The organism is Nocardia farcinica (assembly GCF_001182745.1).
Lineage (GTDB): Bacteria > Actinomycetota > Actinomycetes > Mycobacteriales > Mycobacteriaceae > Nocardia > Nocardia farcinica.
In genome coordinates this window covers 2,323,225-2,345,184 of sequence record NZ_LN868938.1, presented here as the reverse complement: position 1 = coordinate 2,345,184, position 21,960 = coordinate 2,323,225, and the positions used below count along the sequence as shown (strand labels likewise).

Genomic DNA, 21,960 nt, shown 5'->3' with positions numbered 1-21,960 from the left:
GGGGCTTCCCCCGCGCCCACCGGTCAATCTACCGCCACTGGCGACGCCGTCAACCCGCCGGTCCCGCAACACCTTCCGGATCCTCGGCCCGGCTGCGGGCGGCCCGGCGCGTGCGGCGACCGCGAACCAGGGCATCGGCGGTGAACACGGCCAGGGCGAGCCAGATCAGGGCGAACCCGGCCCACCGCGAGGCGGGCATGGGCTCGTGCGCCACGCCGACCCCCCACGCCATCTGCAACGCCGGGGTCAGATACTGCAGCAGGCCCATCGTCGACAGCGGCACCCGCTGGGCGGCGACCGCGAACAGCAGCAGCGGCACCAGGGTGACGGGTCCGGTCGCGATCAGCAGAGCGGCGTGCGCGGGCCCGGTCAGCAGCGCGCTCGTGCCGGTGAGCAGCCCGGCGATCACGTAGGCCAGCGCGAACGGCGCCGACAGCAGGCCCTCGGCGGCGATACCGCGCAGCGCGTCGAGCCGGATCACCTTCTTCACCAGCCCGTACAGCGCGAACGAGCAGGCCAGCGTCAGCGCGATCACCGGCGGCCTGCCGTAGTCGACGGTGAGCACGGCCACCGCCAGCGCGCCCAGCCCCAGCGCCACCCACTGCGCCACGGCCAGCCGTTCGCGGAAGATCAGCACCCCGAACGCCACGGTGACCAGCGGATTGACGAAGTAGCCGAGCGCGCACTCCACCACGTGCCCGGAGGTGACGCCGTAGACGTAGACCCCCCAGTTGATCGAGATCGCGGCCGAGGCCAGCCCGGCCAGCCGCCACGTGCGGGCGTCGATACCGCGCAACTCACGCAGCCGGCCGGCCAGCGTGAGCACCACAAGCACCACCACCAGCGTCCACAGGATCCGCTGCGCCAGCACCTCGACCGCGCCGGTGAAGGCCAGCAGACCGAAGAAGGCGGGGAACAGCCCCCAGGCGAGGTAGGCGCTCGTCCCGAACACCACCCCCGGAACCGCCGTGACCGTTCGCACGCCCCCGACGGTACCCACCCGCGCCGACACGACCGGCGCGGGCCGGTTCGGCCGCCCGCGCCACCGGGCTTAGGCTGGCGATCATGACCACAACCGAGCAGCTGTCGGGGTCCGCCGGACTGTCCGCGGCGCAGGTCGAGCAGCGTCGTCGCGACGGGCTCACCAACGATGTCCCCGACCGGGCCAGCCGCTCGGTGCGCGACATCGTGCGCGCCAACGTCTTCACCCGCATCAACGCCATCCTCGGCGTGCTGTTCCTGCTGGTGCTGAGCACCGGCTCGCTCATCGACGGGATGTTCGGGCTGCTCATCGTCGCCAACAGCGCCGTCGGCATCATCCAGGAGGTGCGGGCCAAGCGCACCCTGGACCAGCTGGCGATCGTCAGCCAGGCCAAGCCCACGGTGCGCCGCGACGGGGTGGCGAGCCAGATCTCGCCCAAGGACGTGGTGCTCGACGACCTGATCGAGCTCGGCCCCGGCGACCAGATCGTGGTCGACGGCGTGGTCGAGGAGTCCGAGCTGCTCGAGGTCGACGAGTCGCTGCTCACCGGCGAGGCCGATCCCATCGACAAACCGGTCGGCGCGCAGGTGATGTCGGGCAGCTACGTGGTCTCCGGTTCCGGCTGCTATCGGGCCACCAAGGTGGGCCGCGACGCCTACGCCGCGCGGCTGGCCGAGGAGGCCAGCAAGTTCACCCTGGTGCACTCGGAGCTGCGCAGCGGCATCGACCGCATCCTCAAGTTCATCACCGTGCTGCTCGTGCCCGCGGGCCTGCTCAGCATCTACAACCAGCTGTTCTCCAGCGGCGAGTCGTGGCGGCCCGCGGTCACCGGGATGGTGGCCGCGCTGGTGCCGATGGTGCCCGAGGGCCTGGTGCTGATGACCTCCATCGCGTTCGCCGTCGGCGTGGTGCGGCTGGGCCGGCGCAAGTGCCTGGTGCAGGAACTACCCGCCATCGAGGGCTTGGCCCGGGTGGACGTGGTGTGCGCGGACAAGACCGGCACGCTCACCGAGAACGGCATGCGGCTGGCCGAGGTGCGGGTGCTCGACGACGAGGACGAGGCGAAGGTGCGCGCCGCCCTGGCCGCGATGGCCGCCGACGACCCGCGCCCGAACGCCAGCGTGCAGGCCATCGCCGAGGCACTGCCGGACGCGCCCGGCTGGACGCACACCGCGGTCGCGCCGTTCTCCTCGGCCAAGAAGTGGAGCGGGCTGTCCTTCGGCGAGCACGGCGACTGGCTGCTCGGCGCCCCCGACGTGCTGCTCGACCGCGAGTCCGAGCACGCGCGGGCCGCCGAGGAACTGGGCGCGCAGGGGCTGCGGGTGCTGTTGCTGGCGCGCAGCGACCGGCCGGTGGACGCCCCCGACGCGCCCGGCGTGGTGCGGCCCGCCGCCTTGGTCGTGCTGGAGCAGAAGGTGCGCCCGGACGCGCGCGACACCCTCGACTACTTTGCCAGGCAGGACGTGGCGATCAAGGTGATCTCCGGCGACAACGCCGTCTCGGTGGGCGCGGTGGCCTCCTCGCTCGCCCTGCCCGGCGGTGAGCACGCCGTGGACGCCCGCACGCTGCCCGACGACCGGGACGAACTGGCCGACGTACTCGAGCGCGAAACCACGTTCGGCCGGGTGCGCCCGGACCAGAAGCGTGCCATGGTGGGCGCGTTGCAATCGCGGGGGCACACCGTCGCGATGACCGGCGACGGCGTGAACGACGTCCTGGCGCTGAAGGATTCCGACATCGGGGTGGCGATGGGCTCGGGCAGCCCGGCCACTCGCGCGGTCGCCCAGATCGTGTTGCTGGACAACAAGTTCGCCACCCTGCCGTACGTGGTGGGCGAGGGCCGCCGGGTGATCGGCAACATCGAGCGGGTCTCCAACCTGTTCCTCACCAAGACGGTCTATTCGGTGCTGTTGGCCTTCCTGGTCGGCTTGGCCGGGGTCGGCTCGCAGGTGTTCGGCTACGAACCGATCGGCTACCCGTTCCTGCCGCGGCACGTCACCATCGCGGCGTGGTTCACCATCGGTATTCCCGCGTTCATCCTGTCGCTGGCACCGAACAACGAGCGCGCCCGTACCGGTTTCGTCTCCCGGGTGATGCGCCAGGCCATCCCCTCCGGCGTCGTGATCGGCGCGGCGACGTTCGTGGCGTACCTGATCGCCTACGCCGGGCCACAGGCCAGCGAGCAGCAGAAGGTGCAGGCGGGCACCACCGCGCTGATCACCCTCATCATGATCGCGGTGTGGGTGCTGGCGATCGTGGCGCGGCCCTATGTGTGGTGGAAGGTCGTGCTGATCGCGGTGTCGGTGCTCGCCTACGTTGTGCTGTTCACGGTGCCGTTCACCCGGGAGTTCTTCGCGCTCGATCCCTCGAACCTCGCGCTGACCGGGGCGGCGTTCGCCTGTGGTGCGGTGGGCATCGTGCTGGTGGAGATCGCGTGGTGGTTCGGCGCGGCCGAGGACGGGCGGCGCAGGCTGATCCCCGCCTCGCCCGGCGGCAGCGCCTGACCGGGCCGGCGCGGCGGCAAAGTGGTCGTTCGACCCGCCGCGCCGCGAGAAGCCTTGTGCGCGGCGGGCATTCGGTCGTGGAGTACCTTCTGGAGATCATGGAGGTCCTGCTGCACCAGATCGACGCGTTCGCCGACGCACCGTTCTCCGGCAACCCGGCCGCGGTCATGCCGCTGCTGTCCTGGTTGCCCGACGAGCTGCTGCAAAACCTGGCCGAGGAGAACAACCTCGCCGAAACCGCCTTCTACACCTCGCAATTACCGCCCGAGGCGGTCGCACCGCCGCCGGATCGGCCGGTGTTCCACCTGCGCTGGTTCACCCCGCGCGCCGAGGTGGACATGTGCGGGCACGCGACACTCGCCGCGGCGGCGCAGATCCTCGCGGACATCCACCCCGGCGAGGACCGGGTCAGCTTCTTCACCCGCAGCGGCTGGCTGCACGTCGACCGCACCGACGACGACGAGTTCGTGCTCGACCTGCCCGCGGTGACCTCCGTCGAGATCGACCCCGACCCCGCCCTCGTCGCCGCGCTCGGCGTCCGTCCCGCGCGCGCATACACCGGCACCGACGAGGTGCTCGTCGTCGAGTCGGAACGTGAAGTGCGGCAGGTGAATCCGCTGTTCGGTTCGTTTCCGCCGCTGGCGCGCGCGGTGATCGTCACCGCGCCGGGCGAGCAGGTCGATTTCGTCTCGCGGGTGTTCGCGCCCGCGGTCGGCATCCCGGAGGACCCGGTCACCGGATCGGCGCACGCGCAACTGGTCCCGCTGTGGGCGGCGCGCCTGGGCGGCACGAATTTCGTGGCGCGCCAGCTCTCCCGGCGCGGCGGCACACTGCGCTGCGAGCTCGTCGGGGACCGGGTGCTGCTGCTGGGGCGCTGCCGCCGGTACCTGGACGGTGTGGTGACACTGCCGGAATGAGCCTGCGGCGCTACCGGTCCGGTACCGGCCCGTCGTCGGGGCCGGGGGCGACGACGTCGACGTGCTCGGGCAGCAACGGGACCACCCCGAAGCGTCCCGCGATCGCGTCGGCGGGCAGTGCTTCCACGGCACGAACGGCGGGATTCTCGGCGAGGGTGCGCAGCCGGTCCAGCGGCCCGCGCACGACCACCCCGACGGCGCAGGCGCAGCCGTCGGTCAACCGCTGCGCGGCGACGCCGAGGACGCGACGATAGCGCTCGTCGGCGGTATTCCGGTCGATGGTGTCGGGGTCGATGGTGTCGGGGTCGAGGGCGTCGGGGTCGATGGTGTCGTCGAGGGCGTCGGGGTCGAGGGCCTTGGGGTCGAGGGCGTCGCGCAGCTGGGAGGCGGCGGCCTCGGCCGAGGCGAGCACCGCCGCCGCACCCGCCGGGACCGGCACCACGGTCAGCGGCGTGCGCACGCGCGGCATCGGCACCTGGTAGAGCACCTGCGCGATGCGCAGGCCGGCGCCGAGCCCGGTGAGCTGTCCCGGCGGCAGCGGCGCGGTGAACGAGACCAGTGCCCACCGCTCGGCGGTGTCCGCGCCGTCGAGTGACTGCCGGGCCCGGGCACGGTAGTCCGCGACCGCCTCGCCGTGCTCCGGCCCGAGGCGATCGGTCCCGACGCCGGACTCACGCGGCGGCACCAGCACGCCGAGCACCGCGAAGAAGCCCACCAGCAGCGCGGCCGACACGACCACGCCGACGCCGCGCAGCATTGGCGCTACCGCCCACTCGCATGCCCGGCGGGGTGCTCACGCATCGCGCAGCACGTCCAAGGCATGACGCAGATCGTCCGGGTACTCGCTGGTGATCTCGAGCCAGCGCCCGTCGGCCGGGTGGTGGAAGCCGAGTGTGCGCGCGTGCAGCCACTGCCGTTGCAGGCCGAGCCGTTCGGCCAGGCGCGGGTCGGCGCCGTAGGTGAGATCACCGCAGCAGGGGTGGCGGATGGCCGAGAAGTGCACCCGGATCTGGTGCGTGCGGCCGGTCTCGAGGTGGATGTCGAGCAGGCTGGCGGCCTGGAAGGCCTCGATCGTGTCGTAATGCGTGACGCTCGGGCGGCCGTCGGCGGTCACCGCGAACTTCCAGTCGTTGCCGCGGGCGCGGCCGATCGGCGCGTCGATGGTGCCGCTGCTGGGGTCGGGATGGCCCTGCACCAGCGCGTGGTACCGCTTGGACACGGTGCGCTGCTTGAACGCGCGCTTGAGCACGGTGTAGGCGTGCTCGGACTGGGCGACCACCATCACCCCGGAGGTGCCGACGTCGAGCCGGTGCACGATGCCCTGGCGTTCGTGCGCACCGGAGGTGGAGATGCGGTACCCCGCCGCCGCCAGCCCGCCCACCACGGTCGGCCCGGACCAGCCGACGCCGGTGTGCGCGGCCACCCCGACCGGCGTGTCGACGGCGACGATGTCGTCGTCGGCGTAGAGGATCTTCATCCCCTCCACCGGCGCGGCCTCCACGGTCAGCTCGCGTTTGGGCTCGGGGAACTCGACCTCGAGCCAGGCACCCGCGGTGAGCCGGTCGGACTTGCCCGCGGGCACACCGTCCAACTGCACCGAGCCCTCGGCGGTCAGCGCCGCGACCGCGGTGCGGGAGAGCCCGAGCAGCCGGGACAACCCGGCGTCCACCCGCATCCCGTCGAGTCCGTCGGGGACCGGCATGGCTCTGGTCTCTCTCACGCGGCGTTCTCCTCTCCCTTGCTCTCGGATCCCTTGCGCTCGGAATCGGTGGGCGGCGGGCTCGGCCGGTCGGGTTCGGGGGCGGTGCCGTCCTCGCCCGCGGTGGCGGTGTCGGTGCCGTCCTCGTTCGCGGCGTCATCGTTCTCGTCGTCACGGCCGACCCGCGTCCCGTCCGGCTCGAATCCGAACACCGTGGCCACCACCAGCAGCGTGGCGCCGCACACGATCGCGGAGTCGGCGACGTTGAAGACCGGGAAATCGCCGACGGCGACGAAATCGACCACGTGCCCCTGCAGCGGGCCGGGGGAGCGGAACAGCCGGTCGGTCAGGTTGCCCAGCGCGCCGCCGAGCACCATGCCGAGGCCGATCGCCCACCACAGCGAGCGCAGCGTGCGGCCGATGCGGATCACCCCGATCACCACCGCGGTGGCGATCAGCGTCAGCAACCAGGTCATCCCGGTGGCCATCGAGAAGGCCGCGCCCGGATTGCGCACCAGCGCCAACCGGGCGAAATCACCGATGACGGGCACCGGCTCGCCCGGGTCGATCAGTGCGACGGCGAGGCACTTGGTGAGCAGATCCAGCGCGTACAGACAGAACGCGATGATCAGCAGGGTGCGCAGGCGCAGCGGCGGCCGCTGGTCGTCATTCACGCCGATCATCATCTCTCGAGCGGACCGCGGCCGGTGCCGCGCCTCCGTTCCCGGCGTGTGCGGTACGCCGCGGCGGTGGCGGCGGACGTCCCAGCTGACACTCAGGAAGCGGTCGTACCCTGTTGCTCGTGACGGTGTTGTCTTCTCCCCACCTGCCCCGGATCGCGCGGCCGGGCGCGCTGCTCGTCGCGCTCGCGGTCGGCCTGTCCGCGTTCGGCGTCGGCTGTGCCGCCGACGACGTCGAGGCGCCCGTGAGCACCGACGGCACCGAGCCGCTCGGCATCGGCAAGGAGGTGACGGTGCCCATCTCGGTGGCCGCCGCCACGCTGGTCTCCCCGGGCGCGGAGCCGCGGGCCGTGCTGCGGCCCACCTTCGCTCCCGGCACCGAGCAGCAGGTGACGCTGCGCACCGATCACCGCATCCAGCAGCAGATCAACGACCAGCCGTCGCGCGACTTCTCCGCGCCCGCGCTGACCATCCCGATGACCGCGCACACCAGCGCCGACGGCGTCGACCTGACCCTCGGCGAGGTCACCACCCCCGACCCGCTGCTGAGCAAGGCGCTCACCGCCGCCGACGGCTCGCACGCGGGCTTCGACTTCAGCGACGACGGTGCGATCACCGCGCTGCGTCTCGCGCCCGGCCCGGACACCCCGAACGCGGCCCGCGCCGCCCTGGAGAACGCCTTCTACCAGGCGGTGTACCGCTCGATCATGTTCCCCGACGAGCCGGTCGGCGAGGGCGCGGTCTGGCGGGTGCACCAGAAGGTGACCGGCGGGGTGACCCTGGACCAGGTGACCACCGCGACGCTCACCCGCCGCGAGGGCGACCGGCTCACCATCGAGCTGGCCGTCACCCAGACGCCGAAATCCACGTCCTGGACGCTGCCCAACGACGCGGGCACGCTCGACATCGAGGACTACGTGATGGAGGGCAACGGCACCATCACCGTGGATCTGGGGCTGCCGCTGCCGGTGGCCGGGTCCATCACCGTCGGCGGGCACCAGTCCTACCGTGACCCGCGCAGCGTGAGCTTGCTGCGCCAGAGCATCACCACGCAGGTCTCGTGGGCCGAGTGAGGATCGGCGTCGCCGCGCTGGCCGTGGCGGGCGCGCTGCTGGTGACCGCGTGCGGCTCCGACACCGAGGACGCCGCCGCGCCGCCGCCTGCCGCCCCGCTCGGTACGGTCGTCCCCGCCGCGCCGGCGACCGGTGAGCCGTTCACCAGTCCCGACGCGCTGGCGCTGCGGCTGCTCGCCGACACCGAGTTGCCCGCGGGGATGACCGCCGCCTACGACCCGAGCACCGACGCCCCCGGACAGCAGGCGGGCGTGCCCGCACCGACCACCCCGCCCGGCTGCGGCAAGGTGCTCATGGAACTCGGCCACCAGCGGCCCGAGGCGCTGGCCTGGACCGCCGTGGCCTACAACGGCCCGGACTTCGCCAGCATCGACATCGACGCGGCCAGCTACCGGCCCGAGGCCGTCGGTCCGGCGTTCACCGCCGTGCAGGAGACGCTGCGCGGCTGCACCGAGTACTTCGGCGAGGACGCCGACGACGCCCGCATCGATTACCGCCTCGGTGCGCTGGCACAGCCGCCCGCGGGCGACGCCGCCACCGCGTTCGAACTGCTGATGACCAGCGAGGGATTGACGCTGGTCGCGCACGTGGCGCTGGTGCAGGTCGGCACCACCCTGGCGCAGATCTCGGTGACGGCGCCGGAATCCTCGGACCCGGCGCTGCTGGCCGAACTGACCGCCGCGCAGGTGCGCAAGCTGCGCGGCGTCACCGAACCGTAGCCTGCCCGGCGGGCCGATCCGGGGTCGCGGCCGGCGCGGCGGGCATAGGCTCGCCGTGTCCGACGAAACGCCTCGACCGGAGGTCTGTCATGTCCGATGTCAAACCCGTACCCGACGGATACCCGGCGGTGTCGCCGGGACTGGCGATCGACGGCGCGGCGGCCGCGATCGACTTCTACAAACAGGTGCTCGGCGCGACGGAGCGCATGCGCATGCCGCGCCCCGACGGCAAGATCGCCCACTGCGAACTGCTGGTCGGGGAATCGGTGATCATGCTCGGTGACCCGGCCCCGGACATGGGGTTCTTCGACCCGAAAGCGGTCGGCGGGACACCGGTGAACCTGCACGTCTACGTCCGCGACGTCGACGAGGCGTTCCGCCAGGCGATGGAGGCGGGCGCCAAGGAGATCGCCCCGGTCGGCAATCAGTTCTACGGCGACCGCACCGGCTCCTTCGAGGACCCGTGGGGACACCGCTGGACGGTCGCCACCCATGTCGAGGACGTCCCACCCGACGAGATGGACCGGCGCATGGCCGAACTGTTCGGCGAATCCTGAATCCGCACAGCCGAATCGCCGCGGGCGGCGGACCCGATCCCCCTCATGAGACCGGGTACGCCGCCCGCGGCGGTTTCCTCGACCGACGTGTCTCAGCGCTTGGCGATCGCTTCGAAGACGGTGGGGTCGACGAGGGTGCTGGTGTCGCCGAGGGGGCGGCCTTCGGCGATGTCGCGGAGGAGTCGGCGCATGATTTTGCCGCTGCGGGTTTTGGGGAGTTCGGGGACGATGTGGATGTCGCGGGGGCGGGCGATGGGGCTGATTTCTTGGGCGACTTGGGTTTTGAGGTCGGTGATGAGTTGGTCGGGGGTGGTGTGGGGGTTGGTGGTGGTGTTGGTGATGACGAAGGCGACGATGCCTTGGCCGGTGGTGGGGTCGGTGGCGCCGACGACGGCGGCTTCGGCGACGGCGGGGTGGGCGACGAGGGCGGATTCGACTTCGGCGGTGGAGATGCGGTGGCCGGAGACGTTCATGACGTCGTCGACGCGGCCGAGGACCCAGAGGGCGCCGTCGGTGTCGATTTTGGCGCCGTCGCCGGCGAAGTACCAGCCGTGGGTGTGGTAGCGGTTCCAGTAGGTGTCGCGGTAGCGGTCGGGGTCGCCCCAGATGCCGCGGAGCATGGCGGGCCAGGGTTGGTCGAGGACGAGGTAGCCGTTGGCTTCGGTTTCGCCTGGGGTGACGGGGTTGGCGTCGTCGTCGACGACTTGGGCGCTGATGCCGGGTAGGGGGGTCATGGCGGCGCCGGGTTTGGTGTGGGTGATGCCGGGGAGGGGGGAGATCATGATGGCGCCGGTTTCGGTTTGCCACCAGGTGTCGACGATGGGGGTGGTGTCGCGGCCGATGACGTGGCGGTACCAGCGCCAGGCTTCGGGGTTGATGGGTTCGCCGACCGAGCCGAGTAGGCGCAGGCTGGTCAGGTTGTGGGCGTCGGGGATGTGGCGGCCCCATTTCATGAAGGTGCGGATGAGGGTGGGGGCGGTGTAGTAGATGGTGACGCCGTATTTTTCGATGATGTGGAAGTGGCGGTGTTCGTCGGGGGTGTTGGGGGTGCCTTCGTAGAGGATTTGGGTGGCGCGGTTGGCCAGGGGGCCGTAGACGATGTAGGAGTGGCCGGTGACCCAGCCGATGTCGGCGGTGCACCAGTAGATGTCGTGGCCGGGTTTGTGGTCGAAGACGTAGTGGTGGGTGTAGGCGGCTTGGGTGAGGTAGCCGCCGCTGGTGTGCAGGATGCCTTTGGGTTTTCCGGTGGTGCCGGAGGTGTAGAGGATGAACAGGGGGTGTTCGGCGGGTAGGGGTTGGGCGGTGTGTTGGGTGGGGGCGTGGGCGATGGTGTCGTGCCACCACAGGTCGCGGCCGGGGGTGAGGGGGATGTCGAGGTTGCAGCGGTTGACGATCAGGACGTGTTCGACGGTGTGGCCGGGTTCGGTGAGGGCTTCGTCGACGGCGGTTTTGAGGGGGGTGGGGGTGCCGCGGCGGTATTGGCCGTCGCTGGTGATGATCAGGCGGGCGGCGGCGTCGTCGACGCGTTGGCGCAGGGCGGCGGGGGAGAAGCCGGCGAAGACGACCGAGTGGGGCAGGCCCAGGCGGGCGCAGGCGAGCATGGCGATGATGGCTTCGGGGATCATCGGCAGGTAGATCGCGACGCGGTCGCCGGTGTTCAGGCCCAGTTCGGTGAGGTAGTTGGCGGTTTTGGAGACCTCGGTGAGCAGTTGGGCGTAGGTCAGGGTGCGGGTGTCGCCGGGTTCGCCTTCCCACAGGATGGCCGGTTGGTCGCCGTGGCCGTCGAGGACGTGGCGGTCCAGGCAGTTGTAGGCGACGTTGAGTCGGCCGTCGGCGAACCAGCGCGCCACCGGCGCCTGGGACCAGTCCAGCACCTCGGTGAAGGGGGTGTGCCAGTACAAGCGGCGGGCCTGCTCGGCCCAGAACCCCAACCGATCAGCCTGCGCCCGCTCATACAACGACCCATCAGCATTGGCCCCGGCAACAAACTCCGGCGACGGCGGGTAACTGTCGAGGGTGGGGATGTCGTGGTCGGTGGTGCTGGTCAACGTCGATCTCCTATCGGGTAGTCACGGTGTCGTCCCGGGCCCGGCGGGGTGCCGGGCCCGGGACAGCTCGGGTGGATGGACCGTCAGTGCACGACGGCCTTCTCCGCGCCCACACCGGTGAGCGAGCGAACTTCCATCTCCGCGGCCTTGGCCGGGTCCTCGGGCCTGCCGCCACCGACCAGGGTGCCGACGATGCCGAGGCCGAAAGCCAAGGGGATGGAGACGATTCCGGGGTTGGACAGCGGGAACCAGTCGAAGTCCATGCCCGGGAGCATGGCCGACTTGCTGCCGGACACGGCCGGGGAGAACACGATCAGCACGATGGTCGAGATCAGACCGCCGTACATGCTCCACAGCGCGCCGGTGGTGTTGAACCGCCGCCAGAACAGGGGAGTACACGATGGTCGGCAGGTTCGCGGCCGCCGCGACGGCGAACGCGAGCGCCACCAGGAAGGCGATGTTCTGGCCGTTGGCCAGGATGCCCAGGCCGATGGCGAGCAGACCGATCACCACGGCGGTGATCCGCGAGACCCGCACCTGCGCGTTCTCCTCGACCTTGCCGCGCTTGATCACGCTGGCGTAGATGTCGTGCGCGAACGAGGCCGACGCGGTGATCGTGAGGCCGGCGACCACGGCGAGGATGGTCGCGAACGCGACCGCCGAGATGATGCCGAGCAGCAGCACACCGCCGAGTTCGAAGGCCAGCAGCGGAGCCGCCGAGTTCTGTCCGCCCGCCGCGGCCAGAATGCGGTCCGGGCCGACGATGGCGGCCGCGCCGTAGCCGAGCACCAGGGTGAACAGGTAGAACGCGCCGATCAGGGCGATCGCCCAGACCACCGAGCGGCGGGCCTCCTTGGCGGTGGGCACGGTGTAGAAGCGCATCAGCACGTGCGGCAGGCCCGCGGTGCCGAGCACCAGCGCCAGGCCGAGGGACAGGAAGTTCAGCTTGGAGGTCTCGTTCGCGCCGTACTGCGCGCCGGGGGCGAGCACGTCCCGGGAGGCGACGGCGTCGTTGGCCGAGCCGGAGACCATCTGCTGGGCCGAGCCGAGGATCTCGGAGAGGTTGAAACCGAACTTGGCCAGCACCAGCACCGTCATGAACGCCGCACCGGCGATCAGCAGCACGGCCTTGATGATCTGCACCCACGTGGTGCCCTTCATGCCGCCGACCAGCACGTAGACGATCATCAGCACGCCGACCACCGCGATCACCAGCGACTGCCCCGCGCGGCTGTCGATGTCGAGCAGCAGCGCCACCAGGCCGCCCGCGCCCGCCATCTGCGCCAGCAGGTAGAACAACGAGACGGTCAGCGTGGACAGCGCCGCGGCGGTGCGCACCGGCCGCTCGCGCAGCCGGAAGCTGAGCACGTCGGCCATGGTGAATTTGCCGGTGTTGCGCAGCATTTCGGCCACCAGCAGCAGCGCCACCAGCCAGGCGACGAGGAAGCCGATGGAGTAGAGGAAACCGTCGTAGCCGTAGACCGCGATGGCGCCGGCGATGCCGAGGAAGCTGGCCGCCGACAGGTAGTCGCCGGCGATGGCGATGCCGTTCTGCGGACCGGAGAAGCCGCGGCCGCCGGTGAAATAGTCACTGGCGGTGGCGTTGTTGCGGCTGGCGCGGATCACCACCACCATCGTCACCACCACGAACAGGGCGAAGATGGCGATGTTGGCGGCGGGGTTGCCGACGGTACCCGCGGCGAGCAGGGACGTGGTCACGCGCGCACCCCTTCCAGCTGCTCACGGATGGCGGCCGCGCGCGGGTCCAGCTCGCGGTTGGCGAAGCGCACGTAGGCGGCGGTGATGGCGAACGTGGTCAGGAACTGCCCGAGACCGAGCAGCAGGCCGACATTGATGTTCCCGAACACCTTGGTGGCCATGAAGTCGTGCGCGTAGGCGCCGAGCAACACGTAGCCGACGTACCAGAGCAGGAACACCGCGGTCATCGGGAAGACGAAGCGGCGCAGTCGGTTACGCAACTCCTGGAATTGCGGGCTCGCCTGTACCTGGGCGAACTCCTCGGCGCTCGGCGTGCGCTGTGGCGCGGTGCCGTCGAGGTCGGTACTGGTCATCGGAGTTCCTGACGTGTGATGTGGATTACTGTGCTGAAGGTAACGGCGAAAACCGCCGCGGCCGAGACTGTGTCTGCGGTCACTCCGTGAAGGTGCGGATCTGTGCGGTGAACGGTCGGCTGCGCGCGACGAGCGGTCAGGCGGTCCGCAGGCCCGGCTCGCGGTCGGAGCCCATGCCGAGCCGCTCCGGGGCATGCATGCGGACGAACACCGCGCGCACCTGGGTGGCGGGCAACCCGCGGGTGAGCTTGCTGACCGCGATCATGGTCAGGAAGGCCAGCGGCACGCTCACCGCCGCGGGGTAGCCGAGGACGGCGCCGAGCCAGCCGTCGGCCACCCGCTCGGAGACCCCGCCCAGCACCGACACCGCGGTGGCCGTTCCGGCCAGCAGTCCGCCCGCCGTCAACCCCGCCGCGGCGCCCTTGGCGGTGAGTCCGCGCCACCAGATGCCGAGCACCAGCAGCGGGCACAGCGTCGAGGCCGCGACCGCGAACGCCAGCCCGACCGTGCGGGACAGGTCGAGGGAGACCACCGTCAGCGACAGCGCCAGCGGTACCGCCCCCGCCACCAGCGCGGCCAGCCGGAAATCGCGCACCCGCCCACGCAGCATGTCGGTGCTGAGCACGCCCGCGATGCTGACCAGCAGTCCCGAGGAGGTGGACAGGAAGGCCGCGATGGCCCCCGCGGCGACCAGGGCCGCGATCAACTGCCCACCCAGCCCGCCGAGCACCGAGCCGGGCAGCAGCAGCACCGCCGCGTCCGAGGCGCCGGTGATGAGCAGCTGCGGTACCCACAGGCGCGCGAAGACCCCGAGCAGGATCGGGAACAGATAGAACACCCCGACCAGCCCGATCACGGCGAACGCGGTCGCGCGGGCGGCGCGGCCGTCCGGGTTGGTGTAGAAGCGCACCAGCACGTGCGGCAGGCCCATCGTGCCCAGGAAGGTCGCGATGATCAGCGAGTACACCTGGTAGGTGGGATGCGGCTCACCGAACCCGCCGCCCGGGCGCAGCCAGCCCGCGTCGTCGGCGGGAGCGCCCGCGACCACCGGGACGGCCGCTCCGGCGGGCAGCGTCAGGTCGGTGCCCGCGGCCAGTTCGTGCCTGCCCGGGGCGAGCACCACCGCACCGTCCACCGGCCGGTCGTCGAGCCTGCCCGCGATCGTCACCTCCTGCGGCGCGGACACCTGCACCAGCACGTCGGTGGTGATCTCGACCGTCGTCTGCTCGGCCACCACCGGCGGCGCCGCGGTGCCCAGATCCCGGTGGGCGCCGAGGAAATGACCGAACAGCACCAGCGCGGGCAGCGCCACCGCGGTGAGCTTGAGCCAGTACTGGAACGCCTGCACCAGCGTGATCGAGCGCATCCCGCCACCGACCACGTTGGCGATCACGATCGCCCCCACCGCCAGCGCGCCCACCCAGCTCGGTACCCCGAGCAGGATGCGCAGGGTCAGGCCCGCGCCCTGGAACTGCGGGATCAGGTACACCGCGCAGACCAGCACCACGACCACCGCGGCCAGCCGCCGCAACGGCACCGAGCCGAGCCGGAATTCGGCGAAGTCTGGCACGGTGTAGGCGCCCGAACGGCGCAGCGGCGCCGCCACGAACATCAGCAGCCCGAGATAGCCCGCGGTGAAACCCACCGGATACCACAGCGCGTCGGCGCCGTACTTGGCGATCAGCCCCGCCACACCCAGAAACGAGGCCGCCGAAAGGTATTCACCGGAGATGGCGGCGGCGTTCCAGCGCGGGCCGACGCTGCGCGAGGCGACCAGGAAATCGGAGGTGGTGCGGGTCAGTCGCACACCGTAGGCGCCGATCGCCACCGTCGCGAGGGCCGCGAGCAGCAGCGCCGCCAGGGTGAGCGCGGGCGCCTGCACGTCAATCCCTCGTCACGTCGAGGAAATCGGCCTCGTTGCGTTCGGCCAGCGCGACATAGAGCCGTCCGATGAGGAACAGCGCCGGATACACCGCCACCCCCAGCAGCAGCCACGGCAACCGGATGCCGAACACGTGCGCGGTACCCAGCTCGGCGACCGTGAACAGCAGCGGCAGCGACCCAAGCACCAGCACGGTCACCAGCGCCATGCGCACGGCCAGGCCCAGTTGCGCGCGGATCAGCCCGCCGATCAGCGCCTCGCCGATCTCGGTCTGCTCGACCACCTCGCCGCGGGTGAGCACGCGGCGGGCGCCGCGCCGCTGCGCCAGTACCACCCGCTCCCGCTGCGGCCGCTGCGGCGCGGTCATCGCTGCGTCCAGGTCTGGCGCGGCCCGTGCACGAGCCGCTGCTTGAGTTCGCGCACCTGCCGCCTGCTCACCGGCAGCTCCACCGCCGCCGCGTCCCCCTCGCCGCGCAGGCACACCACCGTGCCGTTGCCGACCGTGCGCAGGCCGGTCACCAGCCGCAGCGCCACCAGATACGAGCGGTGCACGCGCAGGAATCCGGCATTCTCCCAGCGGGATTCGAGGGCGGAGAGCGGGATGCGCACCAGGTGGGAACCGGCCGCGGTGTGCAACCGGGCGTAGTCGCCGTCGGCCTCCACCCAGCTGACCGTGCTGCGGTGCACCAGCGTGGTGACACCGCCCAGTTCCACCGGGATCACCTCGTTGGGATCCTGGCGGGGCGCGGCCGCCTGCGCGGGGGTGGCGCGCGCCTGGCTGATCCGGCGCACGGCCTCGGCCAGCCGCGCCTCCCGCAACGGCTTGAGCAGATAGTCCACCGCGCCCAGGTCGAAGGCGCTCACCGCGCGGTCGTCGTGCGCGGTCACGAACACCACCGCGGGCGGGTTGGCGAACTCCGAGAGGATGCCCGCCAGCTCCATGCCGTCCAGCCCCGGCATGTTGATGTCGAGGAAGACCGCGTCGACGGCGTGGGTGCGCAGCAGCCGCAGCGCGCTGGTGGCGTCGGCGGCGGCATGGATCTCGCCGATCTCGGGCCGGGTGCGCAGCAGGTACACCAGCTCGTCCAGAGCGGGCTTCTCGTCGTCCACGGCGAGCACGCGCAGGGCGGCCGCCGCACCGGTGTGCTGCGTCACAGTTCGTCCATCGTAGGGGCCGCCCGTCGCGGCGGGCGCCGCACCCGTCACGCCCGCACTCCCGCCCGGAACTTCGGCACCCGCAGGCTGACCTTGGTGCCCGCGCCCGGCGCCGTCTCCACGACCAGGCCGTAGTCGTTGCCGAACGCCGCCCGCAGCCGGTCGTCGACGTTGGCCAGCCCGACATGCGCCGACTCGCCCGCACCGGCCGGACCGTCGGCGACCGCGTCCAGCGCGCCCGAGCGCAGCAGCTCCGGGTCCATGCCCGCGCCGTCGTCCTCCACGCTGATCAGGCAGTCGGTGCCCGCGTCGCTCGCCTCGATGGTGATCACACCGCCGCCGGGACGCCCGGCGATGCCGTGCCGCACCGCGTTCTCCACCAGCGGTTGCAGCGCCAGGAAGGGCAGCACCACACCGAGCACTTCGGGTGCGATGCGCAGCCGCACCTGCAGGGCGTCGCCGAAACGGGCCCGTTCCAGCGCCAGATAGCGCTCGATGTTGCGCAGTTCGTCCGACAGCACGGTGTATTCGCCCGCGGCGCGGAAGGAGTAGCGGGTGAAATCGGCGAACTCCAGGATCAGCTCCCTGGCCCGGCCCGGATCGGTGCGCACGAAGGAGGCGATGGTGTTGAGCGCGTTGTAGATGAAGTGGGGGCTGATCTGCGCGCGCAGGGCCCGCACCTCGGCCCGGTCCAGTCGGGCGCGGGAGGCGTCGAGCTCGGCCAGCTCCAGCTGCCCGCAGGCATAGCGCGCCACCTCCGCCAGCGCGCCCAGCATGCCCGGTCCCGGCCTACCGCCGGTCACCACGCCCAGCGCGCCGACCACGCCGTTGTTCTCGATGATCAACGGTTGCGCGACGAGCGTGCGCGCGCCGTGCTCCGCCGGGCTGGGATTGCTTACCAGCACCGGCCGCTGCTCGACGATCGCCCGCCGGGCCACCTCGGTGAACTCACCGGCGAGGTCGCCGTGCGTGCCGTCCCAGGCCAGCACCGCACCCTCGGCGTCGGCGACGCCGAGGGCCGACGCGCCGGTGAGCGCGCGCAGGTGCGGTGCGGCCTCCTGCGCCGAGTCCTCGGTGAGGCCGCGGCGCAGCGGCACCGCCGCCAGCGAGGCGGTGTGCAGCGCCGAATGCACCGCCCGCTCGGCGGGGGTGGTGACCACCCGGCGGGTGCGCAGCCACACCAGCAGCGCCGCGGCCAGTGCCGCGAGCACGGCCACGGCCACCGCGCCGGCCGTCATCGCGTGCTCCCGCGTCGCCCGATCATGGTCCGATTATCACCACCGCCCGGCGACCGGGGTCCGGCGACGAGCGGCCCGCGGGCTCAGCCCTGGTACTGCGGGACGTCGAACTGGATCTCGCCCGAGGCGCCGACCGAGGGCGCGTTCACGCTCACCCACCCGGTGAACGACCCCACGCCCGGCCCGAAGATCGCTCCCGGCCCGCTGTTGCTCCAGTAGCCGGGCCCGTGCGCGGTGACCGCGAACTCGCCGGTCTGCCCGGTCTGCACATTGCGCCAGTGCAGGGTGACGGTCAGCTCGCACGAACCGACCCCGAGCATGGTGGTGTTCACCGTGAAGGCGGCCTGGTTGGGGTAGGCGTTGCCGTTGACGGAACTGGCGACCATCGCCACGCAGGGCCCCTGGGTGAGCGAGTACAGCGGTGCGAACGCCCCACCGGGCCCGGCGTGGGCGGCGGGTGCGGTGGCGACCAGCAGGGCGGTCAGCGCCGAACCGGCGACGGCGGCGGTGCGGACGGGACGGGCAGAACTCATCGATGACCTCACTGGATGACCTCCTGGGGGAGTCGGGACGATCATGACGGTCGTGCTGCGAGGTAACCGTACGCACCACCGGGCCGGGATCGGCGGTTTTCGGACGTCGACCGCCGGACTTTCGGGCCGCTCCGCCCGACGCGCCGTGATCTTTCTCGCGACGCGCCGAAGATCGCCAGGGCGGCGCGTGGCGGTGGGAAAACCTGTCGTCGCGGCGGCATACACTCGGTGCGCCAACCCCCGTCGAGACACTTGGGAGGAAGGACCGTCTTGGCCGCCTCGTCCGGATCGTTCGTTCACCTGCACAACCACACCGAGTACTCGATGCTCGACGGCGCGGCGAAGATCTCTCCGCTGTTCACGGAGGCCAAGCGACTGGGCATGACCGCGGTCGGCATGACCGACCACGGCAACATGTACGGCGCGAGCGAGTTCTACAACTCGGCCAAGAAGCACGGGCTCAAGCCGATCATCGGCATCGAGGCCTACATCGCGCCCGGCTCCCGGTTCGACACCAAGCGCGTGCAGTGGGGCGACCCCAGCCAGAAGGGCGACGACGTCTCCGGCTCCGGCGCCTACACCCACATGACGATGGTCGCCGAGAACGCGACCGGCCTGCGCAACCTGTTCAAGCTGTCCAGCCTGGCCTCCATCGAGGGCCAGCTCGGCAAGTGGGCGCGCATGGACGCCGAGATCATCGCCCAGCACGCCGAGGGCATCATCGCCACCACCGGCTGCCCCTCGGGCGAGGTGCAGACCCGGCTGCGCCTCGGTCACGAGCGCGAGGCGCTGGAGGCGGCGGCCAAGTGGCAGGAGATCTTCGGTCCCGACAACTTCTTCCTCGAGGTGATGGACCACGGGCTGTCCATCGAGCGCCGGGTGCGCGAGGGCCTGCTCGACATCGGCCGCAAGCTCGGCATCCCGCCGCTGGCCACCAACGACTGCCATTACGTCTACGAGTCCGACGCCGCCAACCACGAGGCGCTGCTGTGTGTGCAGACCGGCAAGACGCTGTCGGACCCGACCCGCTTCAAGTTCGACGGCTCCGGCTACTACCTCAAGTCCGGCGACGAGATGCGCGCCATCTGGGACGCGGAAGTGCCCGGCGCGTGCGACAACACGCTGCTGATCGGTGAGCGCGTCCAGTCCTACGACGCGGTGTGGGAGCACCGGGACCGGATGCCGATCTTCCCGGTGCCCGAGGGCGAGACCCAGGCCAGCTGGCTGCACAAGGAGGTCATGCGCGGGCTGGAGCGGCGCTTCCCGAACGGGGTGCCCGAGGAGTACCTGCGCCGCGCCGAGTACGAGCTCGGCGTCATCTGCGAGATGGGCTTCCCCGCCTACTTCCTCGTCGTCGGCGACCTGATCAACCATGCCCGCGAGGTCGGCATCCGGGTCGGTCCCGGCCGCGGTTCGGCGGCCGGTTCGCTGGTCGCCTACGCGATGGGCATCACCAACATCGACCCGATCCCGCACGGGCTGCTGTTCGAGCGCTTCCTCAACCCCGAGCGCGTCTCGATGCCCGACATCGATATCGACTTCGACGATCGCCGCCGCGGTGAGATGGTCCGCTACGCCACCGAGAAGTGGGGCAGCGACCGGGTCGCCCAGGTGATCACCTTCGGCACCATCAAGACCAAGGCCGCCATCAAGGACTCGGCCCGTGTGCAGTTCGGCCAGCCGGGCTTCGCCATCGCCGACCAGATCTCCAAGGCGCTGCCGCCGCCGATCATGGCCAAGGACATCCCGCTCTCGGGCATCATGGACCCCGAGCACGAGCGGTACAAGGAGGCCGCCGAGGTCCGCGAGCTCATCGCGAACAACCCCGACGTCGCCAAGATCTACGAGACCGCGCGCGGTCTGGAGGGCCTGATCCGCAACGCGGGCGTGCACGCCTGCGCGGTGATCATGTCCTCCGAACCGCTGATGGACGCGATCCCGCTGTGGAAGCGCGCCCAGGACGGCGCCATCATCACCGGCTGGGACTACCCGTCGTGTGAGGCCATCGGCCTGCTCAAGATGGACTTCCTCGGCCTGCGCAACCTCACCGTCATCGGCGACGCGCTCGACAACATCAAGGCCAACCGCGGCATCGACCTCGACATGGACAACCTGCCGCTGGACGATCCCGCCACCTACGAACTGCTCTCGCGCGGTGACACCCTCGGCGTGTTCCAGCTCGACGGCAGCGCCATGCGCGATCTGCTGCGGCGCATGCAGCCCACCGGCTTCGAGGACATCGTCGCCGTGCTCGCCCTCTACCGCCCCGGCCCGATGGGCATGAACGCCCACAACGACTACGCCGACCGCAAGAACGGGCGCCAAGAGGTCAAACCGATCCACCCCGAGCTCGAGGAGCCGCTGAAGGACATCCTGGCCGACACCTACGGGTTGATCGTGTACCAGGAGCAGATCATGCAGATCGCGCAGAAGGTGGCCGGGTACTCGCTCGGCCGAGCAGACATCCTGCGCCGCGCGATGGGCAAGAAGAAGGCCGAGGTGCTCGAGGCCGAGTTCGAGGGCTTCGAGGCGGGCATGCTGGAGAACGGCTTCTCCAAGCCCGCGATCAAGGCGTTGTGGGACACCATCCTCCCGTTCGCCGGCTACGCGTTCAACAAGTCGCACGCGGCGGGCTACGGCCTGGTCTCGTTCTGGACCGCCTATCTCAAGGCCAACTATCCGGCCGAGTACATGGCGGGCCTGCTCACCTCCGTCGGCGACGACAAGGACAAGGCCGCGGTCTACCTCTCGGACTGCCGCAGGCTCGGCATCACCGTGCTGCCGCCGGACGTCAACGAATCCGAGCAGAACTTCGCCTCGGTGGGCAAGGACATCCGCTTCGGCCTCGGCGCGGTGCGCAACGTCGGCGCGAACGTGGTGGCCTCGATCATCCAGGCGCGCAAGGAGAAGTCGAAGTTCACCGACTTCTCCGACTACCTGAACAAGATCGACGCCATCGCCTGTACCAAGAAGGTCACCGAATCCCTCATCAAGGCTGGCGCTTTCGATTCGCTCGGGCATCCGCGCAAGGGCCTGATGCTGATCCACTCCGACGCCATCGACGCGGTGATGGCGACGAAGAAGGCCGAGGCCATCGGCCAGTTCGACCTGTTCGGCGGCATGGACGCCGACGAGTCGGTGACCAGCGTGTTCAACGTGAAGGTGCCCGACGAGGAATGGGAGACCAAGCACAAGCTCGCCCTGGAGCGGGAGATGCTGGGCCTCTACGTCTCCGGGCATCCGCTCAACGGCGTGGAGCACGTGCTCGCCGCCCAGGCCGACACCCAGATCCCCGCCATCCTCGAAGGCGACGTCAAGGACGGCGCGCAGGTGACCATCGGCGGCATCCTCGCCTCGGTGAACCGCCGCATCAACAAGAACGGCCTGGCCTGGGCCTCGGCGCAGCTGGAGGACCTCACCGGCGGCATCGAGGTGCTGTTCTTCCCGCAGGCGTACTCGGTCTTCGGCGCCGACGTGGTGGAGGACGCGGTGGTGCTGGTGAAGGCCAGGGTCTCGGTGCGTGACGACCGGATCTCGTTGATCGCCAACGATCTCGCCGTCCCGGACCTGTCCGCGATCGGCGTGGCCAAACCGCTCGCGGTCACCATCACCAGCCGCATGTGCACGCCCGACAAGATCGGCGAGCTCAAGCGGGTGCTCACCCGCCACCCCGGCACCTCCGACGTGCACGTCCGCTATGTCGGCGCACGGGACAGGACCACGATGCTCAAACTCTCCGACAGCCTGCGGGTGTCGCCCTCGTCGGCGCTGTTCGGTGATCTCAAGGCGCTGCTCGGCCCCAGCTGCCTGACCAGCTGAGCCCGTCCCCGGGTGCGGCCTCGACGAGAGGCCGGTACGTGCGCCGCGCATGCCGAACGGATCGGCATGCGCGGCGGTCGCG

The 21,960-nt window shown here is 70.8% G+C and carries 17 protein-coding genes and 1 pseudogene; 6 read left to right on the top strand and 12 right to left on the bottom strand.

Translation table 11 applies throughout. From position 1 onward, the window contains the following. Window positions 1-49 precede the first annotated feature (49 nt). A complete protein-coding gene (gene rarD / locus AMO33_RS11400; protein ID WP_041560824.1) occupies window positions 50-982 on the bottom strand; it encodes an EamA family transporter RarD in 933 nt (310 codons plus the stop codon). Window positions 983-1,065: 83 nt separating this feature from the next. Between rarD and AMO33_RS11395 the strand changes: the two genes are divergently transcribed. Both AMO33_RS11395 and AMO33_RS11390 read left to right on the top strand, forming a co-directional pair. Then, window positions 1,066-3,486: a cation-translocating P-type ATPase gene (locus tag AMO33_RS11395; protein ID WP_060592520.1), complete on the top strand. Its 2,421-nt coding sequence runs from the start codon at window positions 1,066-1,068 to the stop codon at window positions 3,484-3,486. A 98-nt stretch (window positions 3,487-3,584) separates the two neighbouring features. Further along, on the top strand, window positions 3,585-4,403 hold the full coding sequence (locus AMO33_RS11390) for a PhzF family phenazine biosynthesis protein (RefSeq protein WP_060593434.1): 819 nt from the start codon (window positions 3,585-3,587) through the stop codon (window positions 4,401-4,403). 10 nt (window positions 4,404-4,413) lie between these two features. Here the strand turns inward: AMO33_RS11390 and AMO33_RS11385 are convergent, their stop codons facing one another. Genes AMO33_RS11385 through lspA form a run of 3 tightly spaced genes read right to left on the bottom strand, consistent with a single transcriptional unit; the run spans window position 4,414 to window position 6,788 of the window. Continuing rightward, a complete protein-coding gene (locus AMO33_RS11385) occupies window positions 4,414-5,160 on the bottom strand; it encodes a hypothetical protein (protein ID WP_060592519.1) in 747 nt (248 codons plus the stop codon). A 36-nt stretch (window positions 5,161-5,196) separates the two neighbouring features. Next, entirely contained in the window at window positions 5,197-6,123 is a 927-nt protein-coding gene (locus AMO33_RS11380; protein WP_060592517.1) for an RluA family pseudouridine synthase, read from the bottom strand. Then, on the bottom strand, window positions 6,120-6,788 hold the full coding sequence (gene lspA, locus AMO33_RS11375) for a signal peptidase II (protein ID WP_060592515.1): 669 nt from the start codon (window positions 6,786-6,788) through the stop codon (window positions 6,120-6,122). Before lspA ends, AMO33_RS11380 begins: the two co-directional genes overlap by 4 nt. Before the next feature lie 122 nt (window positions 6,789-6,910). Here lspA and AMO33_RS11370 point away from each other — a divergent pair, with 122 nt between their 5' ends. The 3 genes from AMO33_RS11370 (at window position 6,911) to AMO33_RS11360 (ending at window position 9,131) form a co-directional block, all read left to right on the top strand. Continuing rightward, complete coding sequence (locus AMO33_RS11370; RefSeq protein WP_060593433.1) at window positions 6,911-7,855, top strand: hypothetical protein; 945 nt, start codon at window positions 6,911-6,913, stop codon at window positions 7,853-7,855. Further along, a complete protein-coding gene (locus tag AMO33_RS11365; RefSeq protein WP_240327482.1) occupies window positions 7,852-8,574 on the top strand; it encodes a hypothetical protein in 723 nt (240 codons plus the stop codon). The genes AMO33_RS11370 and AMO33_RS11365 overlap by 4 nt, the downstream gene beginning before the upstream one ends. A gap of 89 nt (window positions 8,575-8,663) precedes the next feature. Beyond that, complete coding sequence (locus AMO33_RS11360) at window positions 8,664-9,131, top strand: VOC family protein (RefSeq protein WP_011208322.1); 468 nt, start codon at window positions 8,664-8,666, stop codon at window positions 9,129-9,131. A 92-nt stretch (window positions 9,132-9,223) separates the two neighbouring features. Here AMO33_RS11360 and acs read toward each other — a convergent pair whose 3' ends face one another. From acs to AMO33_RS11320, 8 genes and pseudogenes are all read right to left on the bottom strand, one after another. After that, entirely contained in the window at window positions 9,224-11,179 is a 1,956-nt protein-coding gene (gene acs / locus AMO33_RS11355) for an acetate--CoA ligase (protein WP_060592511.1), read from the bottom strand. Between the two features lie 83 nt (window positions 11,180-11,262). Continuing rightward, window positions 11,263-12,898: pseudogene (locus AMO33_RS11350) on the bottom strand (solute symporter family protein). Further along, window positions 12,895-13,251, bottom strand: coding sequence for a DUF485 domain-containing protein (locus AMO33_RS11345; RefSeq protein WP_011208325.1), 357 nt, complete (start codon window positions 13,249-13,251; stop codon window positions 12,895-12,897). The pseudogene AMO33_RS11350 and the gene AMO33_RS11345 overlap by 4 nt, the downstream one beginning before the upstream one ends. Window positions 13,252-13,387: 136 nt before the next feature. Then, on the bottom strand, window positions 13,388-15,133 hold the full coding sequence (locus AMO33_RS11340; protein ID WP_060592509.1) for a sodium/solute symporter: 1,746 nt from the start codon (window positions 15,131-15,133) through the stop codon (window positions 13,388-13,390). Between the two features lies 1 nt (window position 15,134). Next, window positions 15,135-15,500 (bottom strand): hypothetical protein, encoded by a 366-nt coding sequence (locus AMO33_RS11335; protein ID WP_086838736.1) that lies wholly within the window; start codon window positions 15,498-15,500, stop codon window positions 15,135-15,137. Beyond that, entirely contained in the window at window positions 15,497-16,288 is a 792-nt protein-coding gene (locus AMO33_RS11330) for a LytR/AlgR family response regulator transcription factor (protein ID WP_041560015.1), read from the bottom strand. Before AMO33_RS11330 ends, AMO33_RS11335 begins: the two co-directional genes overlap by 4 nt. A gap of 47 nt (window positions 16,289-16,335) precedes the next feature. After that, window positions 16,336-17,526 carry a sensor histidine kinase gene (locus AMO33_RS11325; protein ID WP_060592507.1) on the bottom strand — a complete coding sequence of 397 codons (1,191 nt, stop codon included), beginning with the start codon at window positions 17,524-17,526 and terminating at the stop codon, window positions 16,336-16,338. 83 nt (window positions 17,527-17,609) lie between these two features. After that, on the bottom strand, window positions 17,610-18,059 hold the full coding sequence (locus AMO33_RS11320; RefSeq protein WP_060592504.1) for a hypothetical protein: 450 nt from the start codon (window positions 18,057-18,059) through the stop codon (window positions 17,610-17,612). Between the two features lie 324 nt (window positions 18,060-18,383). On the opposite strand from AMO33_RS11320, the gene dnaE reads away from it, so the two are divergent. Continuing rightward, window positions 18,384-21,878 carry a DNA polymerase III subunit alpha gene (gene dnaE, locus AMO33_RS11315; protein WP_060593431.1) on the top strand — a complete coding sequence of 1,165 codons (3,495 nt, stop codon included), beginning with the start codon at window positions 18,384-18,386 and terminating at the stop codon, window positions 21,876-21,878. Window positions 21,879-21,960 lie beyond the last annotated feature (82 nt).

Coding starts and splice junctions, on each gene's coding strand:
- AMO33_RS11395 (WP_060592520.1), top strand. CDS start 1,066: ATGACCACAACCGAGCAGCTGTCGGGGTCCGCCGGACTGTCCGCGGCG.
- AMO33_RS11390 (WP_060593434.1), top strand. CDS start 3,585: ATGGAGGTCCTGCTGCACCAGATCGACGCGTTCGCCGACGCACCGTTC.
- AMO33_RS11385 (WP_060592519.1), bottom strand. CDS start 5,160: ATGCTGCGCGGCGTCGGCGTGGTCGTGTCGGCCGCGCTGCTGGTGGGC.
- lspA (WP_060592515.1), bottom strand. CDS start 6,788: ATGATGATCGGCGTGAATGACGACCAGCGGCCGCCGCTGCGCCTGCGC.
- AMO33_RS11360 (WP_011208322.1), top strand. CDS start 8,664: ATGTCCGATGTCAAACCCGTACCCGACGGATACCCGGCGGTGTCGCCG.
- AMO33_RS11345 (WP_011208325.1), bottom strand. CDS start 13,251: ATGACCAGTACCGACCTCGACGGCACCGCGCCACAGCGCACGCCGAGC.
- AMO33_RS11335 (WP_086838736.1), bottom strand. CDS start 15,500: ATGACCGCGCCGCAGCGGCCGCAGCGGGAGCGGGTGGTACTGGCGCAG.
- AMO33_RS11325 (WP_060592507.1), bottom strand. CDS start 17,526: ATGACGGCCGGCGCGGTGGCCGTGGCCGTGCTCGCGGCACTGGCCGCG.
- AMO33_RS11320 (WP_060592504.1), bottom strand. CDS start 18,059: ATGAGTTCTGCCCGTCCCGTCCGCACCGCCGCCGTCGCCGGTTCGGCG.
- dnaE (WP_060593431.1), top strand. CDS start 18,384: ATGCTCGACGGCGCGGCGAAGATCTCTCCGCTGTTCACGGAGGCCAAG.